Origin of the sequence: Nonomuraea sp. CA-141351 (genome assembly GCF_050944675.1) — a bacterium.
GTDB lineage: Bacteria > Actinomycetota > Actinomycetes > Streptosporangiales > Streptosporangiaceae > Nonomuraea.
Map to the genome: position 1 here is coordinate 10857935 of NZ_CP191982.1, position 12428 is coordinate 10870362.

Annotated in this window: 8 protein-coding genes; 5 read left to right on the forward strand and 3 right to left on the reverse strand. The window is 67.5% G+C overall.

Annotated elements, in window-relative coordinates:
• The first annotated feature begins 93 nt into the window (after positions 1-93).
• Entirely contained in the window at positions 94-2010 is a 1917-nt protein-coding gene (locus ACQPWU_RS50985) for an N-acetylmuramoyl-L-alanine amidase (protein ID WP_433433831.1), read from the forward strand.
• Here ACQPWU_RS50985 and ACQPWU_RS50990 read toward each other — a convergent pair.
• Positions 1973-2869, reverse strand: coding sequence for a MurR/RpiR family transcriptional regulator (locus tag ACQPWU_RS50990; protein WP_433433833.1), 897 nt, complete (start codon positions 2867-2869; stop codon positions 1973-1975). The genes ACQPWU_RS50985 and ACQPWU_RS50990 overlap by 38 nt on opposite strands.
• 54 nt (positions 2870-2923) lie before the next feature.
• Positions 2924-5506, reverse strand: coding sequence for an alpha-glucan family phosphorylase (glgP, locus tag ACQPWU_RS50995; protein WP_433433834.1), 2583 nt, complete (start codon positions 5504-5506; stop codon positions 2924-2926).
• A gap of 290 nt (positions 5507-5796) precedes the next feature.
• Here glgP and ACQPWU_RS51000 point away from each other — a divergent pair, with 290 nt between their 5' ends.
• The 3 genes from ACQPWU_RS51000 (at position 5797) to ACQPWU_RS51010 (ending at position 10964) form a co-directional block, all read left to right on the forward strand.
• Positions 5797-7860 (forward strand): alpha-1,4-glucan--maltose-1-phosphate maltosyltransferase, encoded by a 2064-nt coding sequence (locus ACQPWU_RS51000; protein WP_433433835.1) that lies wholly within the window; start codon positions 5797-5799, stop codon positions 7858-7860.
• 71 nt (positions 7861-7931) lie between these two features.
• Positions 7932-9635: a maltose alpha-D-glucosyltransferase gene (gene treS, locus ACQPWU_RS51005; RefSeq protein ID WP_433433837.1), complete on the forward strand. Its 1704-nt coding sequence runs from the start codon at positions 7932-7934 to the stop codon at positions 9633-9635.
• 3 nt (positions 9636-9638) lie between these two features.
• Positions 9639-10964, forward strand: a complete 1326-nt coding sequence (locus ACQPWU_RS51010; protein ID WP_433433839.1) for a maltokinase N-terminal cap-like domain-containing protein — start codon at positions 9639-9641, stop codon at positions 10962-10964.
• Positions 10965-11049: 85 nt separating this feature from the next.
• Here the strand turns inward: ACQPWU_RS51010 and ACQPWU_RS51015 are convergent, their stop codons facing one another.
• On the reverse strand, positions 11050-11427 hold the full coding sequence (locus tag ACQPWU_RS51015) for a winged helix-turn-helix transcriptional regulator (RefSeq protein WP_360698543.1): 378 nt from the start codon (positions 11425-11427) through the stop codon (positions 11050-11052).
• A 145-nt stretch (positions 11428-11572) separates the two neighbouring features.
• Between ACQPWU_RS51015 and ACQPWU_RS51020 the strand changes: the two genes are divergently transcribed.
• Positions 11573-12424, forward strand: a complete 852-nt coding sequence (locus tag ACQPWU_RS51020) for an NAD(P)-dependent oxidoreductase (RefSeq protein ID WP_433433841.1) — start codon at positions 11573-11575, stop codon at positions 12422-12424.
• Positions 12425-12428: the final 4 nt, after the last annotated feature.

A 12428-nucleotide genomic window follows, 5' to 3' on the forward strand; every position in this document is an offset into this window, starting at 1 on the left:
GGTGAAGAATATCTTCGCAAAGATCTCGCCAGCGAAGGAAAATGTTGAGACGCTGAACTCCACTACGTGGCCCCCCAGTCCAAGGAGTGGTTCATGCGCCGCCTATTGGCGATCTCCGTGGTCGCCCTTTTGCCCTTAACCGCCACCCCTGCGGCAAACGCCGAGGAGCCGGCCGACCGCCAGGAGGCCTTCGCGGCCGCCGCCCAGGAGTTCAAGGTGCCCGAGAGCATCCTCCTCGGCGTGTCGTACCTCGAGTCGCGGTGGGACGCCCATGCCGGGCAGCCCTCCAACAGCGCCGGGTTCGGCCCCATGCATCTGACCGACGCCGCCGCCTTCACGACATCCAACCATCACGGCGAAGGCGCCGAGGATGCCCGAGGGGATGAGAGCCGGCCGCTGCCCAGTCCCGAACCCTCCGCCACCGAGACCGACATTCCCGGCTCCCTCCGCACCATGGAGAAGGCCGCGGAGCTCACCGGGGAGAGTCACGAGCGACTGCGTACCGACGACGCCGCCAACATCCGCGGTGGCGCCGCACTGCTCGCCGACTACCAGAAGTCGCTCGGCGCGCCGCTGAGCGAAGACGCGGGCGAGTGGTACGGCGCCGTCGCCAAGTACTCCGGGGCCGAGGAGTCCGGGGCGGCCAAGTTCTTCGCCGACGAGGTGTTCGCGACGATCAAGGAAGGCGCCGCGCGGACCACGGACGACGGGGAGAAGGTCACGCTGCCCGCCGTGCCCGGCCTCGAGAAGATCGAGAAGTGGCTCGAGAAGCTCGGTCTCCGTCACGAGCGGACCGATGGCGTCGAGTGCCCGGCCTCCATCTCCTGTGAGTGGATCCCCTCCGCGTACCAGGAGCTGCCTCCCGACGACTACGGGCACTACGACCTGGCGAACCGGCCGGTCAGCCAGAAAATCGAATACATCATCATTCACGACATGGAGGGATATTTCGGCCCCTCCATCAGCCTCAACCAGGACCCCAAGTACGGCGCCAGCTGGCAGTACTCGGTGCGCTCCACCGACGGCCACATCGCCCAGCACGTCAAGGGCAAGGACGTCGCCTGGCAGGCCGGCAACTGGTACATCAACGCCAAGTCCATCGGCATCGAGCACGAGGGTTTCCTGGCCGAGGGCAGCACCTGGTACACGGAGGCGATGTACCGGTCGAGCGCCCGCCTGGTCCGCTATCTGGCGCTCAGGTACGGCATCCCGCTCGACCGCGCCCACATCCTGGGCCACGACAACGTCCCCGGCACCCTGCCCTCCACCGTGAAGGGGATGCACGAGGACCCGGGCCCGTTCTGGGACTGGGCGCACTACTTCCAGCTGATCGGCGCCCCGCTGCACCAGTTCGGCGGTCCCAACTCCGGCTCGATCATGATAAAGCCGGACTTCGCGACGAATAAGCCGTACTTCTACGGGTGCGACCGCAAGAACCCGAACGCCGACTGCCCGCCGCTCCCCGCGAGCACCGTCTGGCTCCGCACCGAGCCGAGGCAGGACGCGCCGCTGGTCAAGGACATCGGCAAGCACCCGACCGGCGGCTCCCTCTACAGCGTGTACGACCACAGCGCCCGGGCCACCACCGGCCAGCGCTTCGCCGTGGCCGAGCGCCAGGGCGACTGGACGGCCATCTGGTACCTCGGGCAGAAGGCCTGGTTCTACAACCCGGCCGGCGCCCCGACCGCCGTCCCGTCCATGGGGCTCGTGGTCACGCCGAAGCCGGGCAAGGCCACGGTCCCGGTGTACGGCAGGGCCTACCCCGAGCAGGAGGCCTACCCGGCGGACATCCCGTACCAGGCGGTGACTCCGCTGCAGTACACGTTCTCGGCCGGCGAGAAGTACACGCTCGCCGGATCGGCGCCCGCCGAGTACTACCGGGCGGTCACGTTCACCATGGACCAGGACCACAAGGTGGTCCGGGGCAAGACGAAGTACCTGGAGATCCAGTTCGGCCACCGCGTGATGTACGTCAAGGCTGACGACGTGCAGGTGTCGTTCTCCGGGTGAACTCCTTGACGGCGCGCCTGGTGCTCGCGAGCGCCTCCTGAGAGGAGTCGTACGTGCGCTGGGCGACGCCGACGAACACGCAGTCGACGACGAGGAGCTGGCTGATCCTGCTGGCCAGGGCGCCGGGACGGAACTCCGTCTCACGCCCGGCGGAGATCAGCACGTGTTCGGCCAGCTCCGCGATGGACGAGCGCGGGTTGTTCGTGATCGCGACAGTGGTGGCCCCGGCCTCCTTGGCCCGGGTCAGCGGCTCGAGCACGTCGGGCGTCTCCCCCGACGTGCTGATGCCGATCGCCACGTCCCCCTCCTTGAGCAGCACCGCGCTGGTCAGCGCCAGGTGCGCGTCCTGGAAGGCGTGACTGGACAGCCCGATGCGCAGCAGCTTCTGCGCGACGTCCTCGGCCACGAGCCCTGAGGCGCCCACCCCGTACGCGTCGATCCGCCGCGCGCCCACGATGGCGTCCACGACCAGCCCCAGCCGCTCGGAGGTCAGCTGGGCGACGGTGTCGTTGATCGCCTCGGACTCGGCCCGCGCCACCTTCTGGATGACCTCCGACAGCGGATCGTCGGGCGCCAGGTCTCCGGGCACGAGCCGGTCGGGCTGCGCGGCGGCCGCCGCTAAGGCCAGCCTGAGCTGCGGATATCCCGCGAACCCGAGCAGCCTGGCGGTGCGCACGATCGTGGCCTCGCTGGTGCCCGAGGCGGCGGAGAGCTCGGTGATGGTGCTCCTGGCCACCGTCGCAGGATCCTCCAGGATGAGCCGGGCGACGGTCTGCGCGGCCGGCGTCAGGGACGGCAGCACACCTCGGACCGTGGCCACCAGAGTGTCGGCCCGCAGGCCGTTGCCGCTGTCGTCCACGTCCTGATTATGCCGTCCGTTTACCGCCACGTGGCCGTTCGCCCTGCCCGGCGTTTAACGCAATGTGCCGTTCGTCATGCCCACGGGCTCCTCCGGCACGGCGATGAGCCCCAATTCCGCGGGGGTGGCCGCCAGCGGGTGGTATGGCACGACCCGCACGGTGTATCCGAACGCTCCCGTACGGTCGAGCGGGACCTCGCCCGTGTAATAAGCCCGCCCGTCGTCGTCCGTCGAGGCGACGGCGAGCTTCGCGTACACCGGATGCACCAGCTCGTCGTGCGGCCCGACCTTGCCGTACGCCGCCTCGACCAGCACGTCGCCGGGCTCAAGGTCACCGAGCGCGACCGTGGCGCGCAGCTCGATGGAGGCGCCCACCTCCGGAGTGTCACCCACGCCCGAGGCTTCGACGTGCTCCACGCGCACCCCCGGCCAAGCCCTGGTGACCCGGACCTTCCAGGCCGCGAACGTCTTCGCCGGCGCGTACGAGTCGGCCGACAGCGCGCGGGCCGAGGCGGCGGCCGGGTTGTACAGGTCGACCACGTAGTCCCGCAGCATCCGGCCGGCCAGCACCTTCGGCCCCAGCGAGGCGAGGGTGTGCTTGACCATCTCCATCCAGCGCCGCGGCATCCCGTCGAAGGCGCGGTCGTAGAACCTGTCGGACACCTCGTGCTCGATCAGGTCGTACAGGGCGGCGGCCTCCAGCTCGTCGCGCCGGTCCGGGTCCGTCACGCCGTCGGCGGTCGGGATCGACCAGCCGTTGGTGCCGTCGTACCACTCGTCCCACCAGCCGTCGCGGATCGACAGGTTGAGCCCGCCGTTCAGCGCGGACTTCATCCCCGAGGTGCCGGACGCCTCCAGCGGGCGCAGCGGGTTGTTCAGCCAGACGTCGCAACCCTGGGTCATGAGCTGGCCGAGCGCCATGTCGTAGTCGGGCAGGAAGACGATGCGGTGGCGCACGGTCGGCTGATCGGCGAACTTGACGATCTGCTGGATCAGCTTCTTCCCGCCCTCGTCGGCGGGGTGCGCCTTGCCGGCGATCACGATCTGCACGGGCTTGTCCGGGTCGAGCAGCAGCTCGGTCAGTCGTTTGGAGTCGCGCAGCATCAGCGTGAGCCGCTTGTACGACGGCACCCGCCGGGCGAAGCCGATGGTCAGCACATCGGGGTCGAGCGCGTCGTCGATCCAGCCGAGCTCGGCGTCGGAGGCTCCCCGCTCGCGCCACGACCTGCGCAGGCGCACGCGGGCACCCTCGACCAGCCTCGTGCGCAGCGTGCCCCTGATCTGCCAGATGTCGGCGTCGGAGATCTTCTGGATGCCCTCCCAGCCGCGGGCCCGCTCCAGCAGCGAGGGCACCTCCCGGCCGGCCAGCTCCATGAGCTCCCTGCCGACCCAGGTGGGCGCGTGCACGCCGTTCGTGATCGACCCGATCGGCACCTCGTCGATGTCGAAGCCCGGCCAGAGATCCTTGAACATCTCCCGGCTGACCTTGCCGTGCAGCCGGGACACGCCGTTGACGCGCTGCGCCAGCCGCATGCCCATGACCGCCATGTTGAAGCGGCCGGGGTCGGACTCGGCGCCCAGCGCCAGGATCCGCTCGACGGGCACGGTCGGCCAGGCGTTCGAGCCGCCGAAGTGGCGCTCGATCATGTCGACGGGGAACCTGTCGATGCCCGCGGGGACGGGTGTGTGCGTGGTGAACACCGTGCCCGCCCGCACGGCCTCCAGCGCCTCGTCGAACGAGAGCCGCGCCTCGGTCAGCTCGCGGATGCGCTCGAGGCCGAGGAATCCGGCGTGCCCCTCGTTCGTGTGGAACACCTCGGGCTCGGCGTGCCCGGTGATCTTGCAGTACGCCCTGATCGCGCGTACGCCGCCCACGCCAAGCAGCAGCTCCTGCATGAGCCGGTGGTCGGTGCCGCCACCGTAGAGGCGGTCGGTGACATCGCGGGCGGCGGTGTCGTTGTCGGCCACGTCGGAGTCGAGCAGCAGCAGCGGCACCCGTCCCACCTGCGCCACCCACACCTGGGCGTGCAGCTCGCGCTCGTCGGGCAGGGCGATGCGGATCTTGACCGGCTCACCCTCGGCATCCTTCAGCAGGGTGAGCGGCAGGCCGCCCGCGTCGAGCGACGGATAGTGCTCCAGCTGCCAGCCCTCGGGCGAAAGCGACTGCGTGAAGTAGCCGTGGCGGTAGAGCAGGCCGACCGCGAGGATCGGCACGCCCAGGTCGCTGGCCGCTTTGAGGTGGTCTCCCGCGAGGATGCCCAGACCGCCCGAATACTGCGGCAGCGCGGCCGCGATGCCGAACTCGGGGGAGAAGTACGCGATGGTGCGCGCTCCCTCGGGCAACGTCTGATACCAGCGCGGCGAGGTCATGTATTCGCGCAGGTCGTCGGCCGCGTCGGCGAGGCGGCGCAGGAAGCGGCGGTCGGAGGCCAGCTCGCTGAGCCGGCCGGGACTGACCGCGCCGAGCAGGGCCACGGGGTCGTGCCCGACCTGTTCCCAGAGGTCGGCGTCGACCTCCGAGAAGAGATCCAGCGTCTCCGGGTGCCAGGACCATCGGAGATTCTGCACGAGCTCGCCGAGGGCGGCCAGCTCCGCGGGCAGGACGGTGCGGACGGTAAACCGGCGGATAGCTCTCACGTTTCTGCACCCTACGGGCTAGGAGGGACCTCTGAGTCCTTCACCCTCATCAAGACCGTTCAAACCCCTTCCGGGACAAGGCATGAAGAGGGACTATTGGGGCAACTTTCCTCATTGTTGGCTCTCCCGCGGGCACACTCGGGAGGTCTATCCACTGCTGTCCACAATTTACATGCAAGGATCGTTCCTATGGCGGGACGCGGCAGCGACCCACCAGAGGATGCACAGTCCGCACCTACACGGAAAGCCTCCGGTGGCACCGAGCGCGCCGCCGCAAACCCTTGAATGCGATGATCGGACGAATTCCCATCACGGACATCTCCCCCGTCGTCGACTGCGGGCAGTGGCCCGCCAAGGCGGTCGCCGGCGAGACCTTCCAGGTCTCGGCGACCGTCTTCAGAGAGGGCCATGACGCCGTGGCCGCGGGCGTGGTGCTCACCTCGCCGGATGGGCAGCGTGGACGTCTGAGACGAATGCGCGAGCTCGCCCCGGGCACCGACCGCTGGGGCGTGGATGTGTGCCTGCCCGCGGAGGGTGACTGGCTGTTCCGGGTGGAGGCGTGGAGCGACCCGATCGCCACGTGGCTGCACGACGCCGAGATCAAGATCCCGCGCGGCATGGACGTCGACCTCATGTGCGAGGAAGGCGCCCGGCTCTTCGAGCGGGCCGCCAAGGCCGTGCGGGCGACCGACTGCCCGAACGGCACGCCCAAGAACGGCGCCACGAACCAGAACGGCGACAGCGCCTGCGGGCACCGGGCGGCTCTGCTGTCGGTCTCCGCCACGCTGCGTGACGAGGAACTGGACCCCAGGGCCCGGCTCTCGATCGCGCAGCTTCCGGAGACGGCCGCGCTGCTGGAGTCGCATCCGTTCCGGGAGCTGGTGACCAGGTCCAAGTCCCACAAGATCAGGGTGGACCGGCGCAGGGCGCTGTACGGCTCGTGGTACGAGTTCTTCCCCAGGTCGGAAGGCGCGGTCGTCAGCGAGCTAGGCATCTCCAAGTCCGGAAATTTCCAGACCGCTGCCAAACGGCTCCCCGCCATCGCCAAGATGGGCTTCGACGTCGTCTACCTGCCGCCCATCCACCCGATCGGCACGACGTTCCGCAAGGGCCGCAACAACACGCTCAGCCCTGAGCCCGACGAGCCGGGCTCGCCCTGGGCCATCGGCTCCGAGGACGGCGGCCACGACGCCGTACATCCCGACCTGGGCACGATCGAGGACTTCGACGAGTTCGTGGGGCGCACCAGAGAGCTGGGCATGGAGATCGCGCTCGACTTCGCGCTCCAGTGCTCGCCCGACCACCCGTGGGTGAAGGAACACCCCGAGTGGTTCACGATCAGGGCGGACGGCTCCATCGCGTACGCCGAGAACCCGCCGAAGAAGTACCAGGACATCTACCCGATCAACTTCGACAAGGATCCCGAGGGCATCTACGCCGAGGTCAAGCGGGTGCTGCTGCACTGGATGCACCACGGCGTGCGGATCTTCCGGGTGGACAACCCGCACACGAAGCCGGTCGGGTTCTGGGAGCGGCTGCTGGCGGACATCCACACGACCGACCCCGATGTGATCTTCCTCTCCGAGGCGTTCACCCGGCCGCCGATGCTCCGTGCGCTGGCCAAGGTGGGCTTCCACCAGTCATACACGTACTTCACGTGGCGGAACACGAAGGTGGAGGTGGAGACGTACCTCATGGAGCTCTCCCATGAGACCTCCGCCTACCTGCGGCCGAACCTGTTCGTGAACACGCCGGACATCCTGCACGAGTACCTGCAGCACGGCGGCGTCCCCGGCTTCAAGATCAGGGCGGTGCTGGCCGCGCTCGGCTCGCCCTCCTGGGGGGTTTACTCCGGGTACGAGCTCATAGAGAACATCCCGGTACGTCCCGGCAGCGAGGAATACCTAGATAGCGAGAAATATCAGTACAAACCTCGTGATTGGGTTACGGCCGAACGTGAGGGATGGAGCCTGGGCCCCTTCATAACCCACCTGAATTTGTTCCGAAGAGCGCATCCGGCACTGCAGGAATTGCGTAATCTACGGTTCCACAGGGTCGACCAAGGGGACATCGTCTGCTTCTCCAAGCGGCTTCCCGGCGCCTATGACCCGGCCACACGAAGGCACGGGCTCGGCGACGTGGTTCTGGCGGTCATCAACCTGGACCCGCACCACACCCACGAGGCGACTGTTGACCTTGACCTACCAGCCATCGGACTCGACTGGAACGCCGAGTTCGTCGTCGACGACGAGTTGTCGGGAGAGTCGTACCGCTGGCGGCAGAGCAACTATGTACGCCTCGACCCCCATATCCAGCCTGCCCATATTCTCACCGTACGAGCCGCGCCACGGTAGAACTGAATTCAGCGGGGAGTCTTCAACGTGTGTGAAAGCGCCTCCGTCATGAGCCCCTCGTGGGGTGGCTCATGAGCTCCACCACACCCATTCCCAACACCTTCGACGAGGAAAAGCCGCGCGACCCGTACTGGTACAAGCACGCGGTTTTCTACGAGGTCCTGATCCGAGGATTCGCCGACTCCAACGGCGACGGGACCGGCGACATCAAAGGGCTCATCAGCAAGCTCGACTATCTCCAGTGGCTCGGGGTCGACTGCCTCTGGCTGCTGCCGCTGTACGAGTCGCCGCTGCGTGACGGCGGATACGACATCGCGGACTTCATGAAGATCCTGCCCGAGTTCGGGGATCTGGGAGACTTCGTGAAGCTGGTGGACGAGGCGCACAAACGCGGCATGCGCGTCATAGCCGACCTCGTCATGAACCACACCAGCGACGCCCACCCGTGGTTCCAGGCGTCCCGTCACGACCCCGAGGGGCCGTTCGGCGACTTCTACGTGTGGTCCGACACCGATGAGAAATATCAGGACGCCCGGATCATCTTCATCGACACCGAGACGTCCAACTGGACCTACGACCCGGTGCGCGGCCAGTACTACTGGCACCGCTTCTTCCACCACCAGCCGGACCTCAACTACGAGAACCCGGACGTGCAGGAGGCCATGCTGGAGGTCCTGCGCTTCTGGCTGGACCTGGGCATCGACGGGTTCCGGCTGGACGCGGTGCCGTACCTCTTCGAGGAGGAGGGCACCAACTGCGAGAACCTGCCGAGGACCCACCAGTACCTCAAGCGGGTCAGGGCCGAGGTGGACCGGATCTACCCCGACCGGGTGCTGCTCGCCGAGGCCAACCAGTGGCCGTCGGACGTGGTGGAGTACTTCGGCGATCCGGTGGGTGGCGGGGACGAATGCCACATGGCATTCCATTTCCCGCTCATGCCCCGCATTTTCATGGCAGTACGCCGGGAGTCTCGCTACCCCATTTCCGAAATTTTGGCGCAAACGCCGAAAATTCCGGAACACTGCCAGTGGGGAATCTTCCTCCGTAACCACGACGAGCTGACGCTCGAGATGGTCACGGACGAGGAACGCGACTACATGTACACCGAATACGCCAAGGATCCGCGCATGCGGGCGAACGTCGGCATCCGCCGCCGCCTGGCGCCCCTGCTGGAGAACGACCGCAACCAGATCGAGCTGTTCACCGCGCTGCTCCTGTCGCTGCCCGGCTCCCCGGTGCTCTACTACGGCGACGAGATCGGCATGGGCGACAACATCTGGCTCGGCGACCGCGACGGCGTGCGCACGCCCATGCAGTGGGACCCCGACCGCAACGCCGGTTTCTCCGACACCGACCCCGGCCGGCTCTACCTGCCGGTCATCATGGACCCGATCTACGGCTACCAGGGCCTCAACGTCGAGGCCCAGCAGAAGAACGCCGGTTCGCTGCTGCACTGGACCAAGCGCATGATCGAGATCCGCAAGCGGCACCCGGTGTTCGGGCTGGGCGGCTACGCGGAGCTCAACTCCTCCAACCCCAGCGTGCTCGCGTTCGTCAGAGAGCTGGGGGACGATCGGATGCTCTGCGTGAACAACCTGTCACGCTTCCCGCAACCGGTCGAGCTCGACCTGCGGAGATTCGTCGGAGTCTCTCCCGTGGAGACGATGGGCGGGGTCCCATTCCCGGCAATTGGCGAACTTCCGTATCTTTTGACGCTTCCTGGGCATGGGTTCTACTGGTTCACACTCCCGCCGGCCGTCATCCAGGAGGAGTAGGACGTGCTTGATGAGCTCCTTGCCGCATGGATCGGACACCAGCGTTGGTTCGGCGGCAAGGGGCGCCCGATCGACGCGCTGTCGATCGAATCGGACGTCGAGCTGACGCCCGGACTCAGACACCTGGTCGTCGCCGTATGGCAGGACGGCTCGCGCGACCGCTACCAGATCCTGCTCGGCGAACGAACCGAGCTTCCCGACCGCCTGACGCACGCGCTCATCGGCATGCTGGGCAACGTCTACCTGTACGACGCCGTCCACGACCCCGAGCGCACGAGCTGGCTCCTCGAGGGCATGGCCCGCGACGAGACCGACAACGGCCTGCGCATGCGCCGCGTCCCCGGCATCACCATCGACACCTCCCAGCGCAGCCTCGTGCTGGGGGCCGAGCAGTCCAACACCTCGCTCGTGTACGGGGACCTGTACATCTGCAAGCTCTTCCGCCGCCTCATCCCCGGCGTCAACCCGGAGCTGGAGATCATTACCGCGCTGGCCGCCAGGGGCGCGCCGCACATCGCGCAGCCGTACGGGTGGATCGAGACGGACCTCGACGGCACGGACACCACGCTCGCGATCATGCAGGAGTACCTGTCCATCGCGAACGACGGCTGGGACCTCGCCCTGACCAGCGTCCGCGACCTGTACGCGTCGCTGCCCGAGCTGCCGGCGGCCGAGGCGGGCGGGGACTTCGCGGCCGAATCGCTGCGCCTCGGCGTCGCCTCCGCGCGGGTGCACCACGAACTGGCCGAGGCCTTCCCCACCGACGTCATCGAGTCGCACGAGGTCAAGCGGATGGCCGAGACCTTCAGACGCAAGCTGGGGCGGGCGGTGGCGGAGGTGCCTGAGCTGCGCCCGCATGTGAGCGTTATCGAGGAGGCGTACCACCAGGTGGAGCTGCTCACCCACGAGATCCCCGTGCAGCGGATTCACGGGGACTACCACCTGGGCCAGGTCATGCGTACGCCGACGGACTGGGTGGTGCTGGACTTCGAGGGCGAGCCGGGGCAGCCGCTGGCCGAACGCAGGGCGCTGTACTCGCCGCTGCGCGACGTGGCGGGGATGCTGCGCTCGTTCGACTACGCGGCCAGGCACCTGCTGGCCGGCCACACCCAGGCCGAGCATCTGGAGCCCCGGGCCGAGGAGTGGGCCGACCGGAACCGCGCCGCGTTCCTCGAGGGATACGTGGAGGGCGGCGGCGTGATCACGCGAGGGGACGCGGCGCTGCTGCGGGCGTTCGAGCTGTCCAAGGCGGTGTACGAGGTCGTGTACGAGGCCCGCAACCGGCCCGCCTGGATATCGATCCCCCTGGCCGCGTTCCGCCCCCGCTAGAGCTCCTCGACGCTCCCCGCCGCGGAACGGGTGCGACGTCGACCGGATCACGGCCGCGGTGCGGGCGGCCCTGGGACCGGAGGCGCTATCGCCGCACTGACGCGGCAACGTTGACGGAGACCTTTTCGGCCCCGATCCGCCGCATGCGTTCGGTGCCCCATTTTCCCAAGGGGGCCAGGGCAGCGTTGAGTGAGACGCCGTGCTCCGTCAGGGAGTACTCGACCTTCGGTGGTACCTCGCGGTACACCTCACGATGCACGAGCCCGTCTTCTTCCATCTCCCGTAGATGTTGAATCAACATCTTCTCGCTGACGCCCGGCAGACCGCGTCGGAGCTCGGCGAACCGGCGGGTCCCGTAGTGGTGCAGCTCCCACAGGATCAGCGACTTCCACTTGCCGGCGACTACGTCCATCGCCGCGTCGATGCCGCAGAAGTAGGGACCACGTCGTGCTGATGTCGCCATACGACCCCTCCAAGACGTACTTACCCACAAGTTAGTACCCAACTATTTTGTCCGTACTGGTCAAGTATGCCAGTAGCCGAGAGGATTCAGCCGATCGATGAACACGAGGGGGAGCCCAAAAATGACAACCAACGACAGCGTCCAGGTGAGCGTTCTCGGGCTGGGGGCGATGGGTGGCGCCCTCGCAGGCGCCCTGGTGAAGACCGGATACGCGACCACCGTCTGGAACCGCTCACCGGGGAAGGCGGACGACCTCGTTGCGCAGGGCGCCAAGGTCGCTGCGACGGCCGGCGACGCGGTCCGGGCCGGCCGGCTGGTGATCGTATGCCTGCTGGACCACGCGTCGGTCCGTGAGGTGCTCGATCCGCTCTCCAATGAGCTGGCCGGACGAACCTTGATCAACGTAACCACGACGTCACCGGCTCAGTCACGGGAGTTGGCCGCCTGGGCCGCCCATGCCGGGGTCGCGTATCTGGACGGCGGCATCATGGCCGTACCGCACATGATCGGCCGGCCCGAGGCATCGATCCTCTACAGCGGATCGGCCGATGTCTTCAACCACTACAAGCCGCTGCTCAATCTGTGGGGAACCTCCACCTACTTCGGCGAGGATGCCGGGTTGGCGTCCCTGTACGACCTCGCCCTACTTGCGGGCATGTACGTCATGTTCGCCGGATTCCTGCACGGCACCGCCATGGTTGCGCCCGCCGGTGTGACGGCGGGCGAGTTCGCTGCTATGGCCACACCTTGGCTGACCGCCATGACCGGCGCCTTCCAAGGGTTCGCCGCAGTCATCGACGGTGGGGACTACACCGTCGAAGGGCAACAGAGCCTCGAGTTCTCCAACCTCAGTGACCTCCTGGCCGCCAGTTCCGCCCAGGGCATCAGCACCGAGGTGGTCGCCATGGTCCAACGGCTCATCCAACGCCAGATCGATGCAGGCCACGGATCGGAAGGCTTCGCCCGAATCATCGAGAGCATCAAGCAGCCGGGCTAGGTCT

Coding starts and splice junctions, on each gene's coding strand:
- ACQPWU_RS50985 (WP_433433831.1), top strand. CDS start 94: ATGCGCCGCCTATTGGCGATCTCCGTGGTCGCCCTTTTGCCCTTAACC.
- ACQPWU_RS51000 (WP_433433835.1), top strand. CDS start 5,797: ATGATCGGACGAATTCCCATCACGGACATCTCCCCCGTCGTCGACTGC.
- treS (WP_433433837.1), top strand. CDS start 7,932: ATGAGCTCCACCACACCCATTCCCAACACCTTCGACGAGGAAAAGCCG.
- ACQPWU_RS51015 (WP_360698543.1), bottom strand. CDS start 11,427: ATGGCGACATCAGCACGACGTGGTCCCTACTTCTGCGGCATCGACGCG.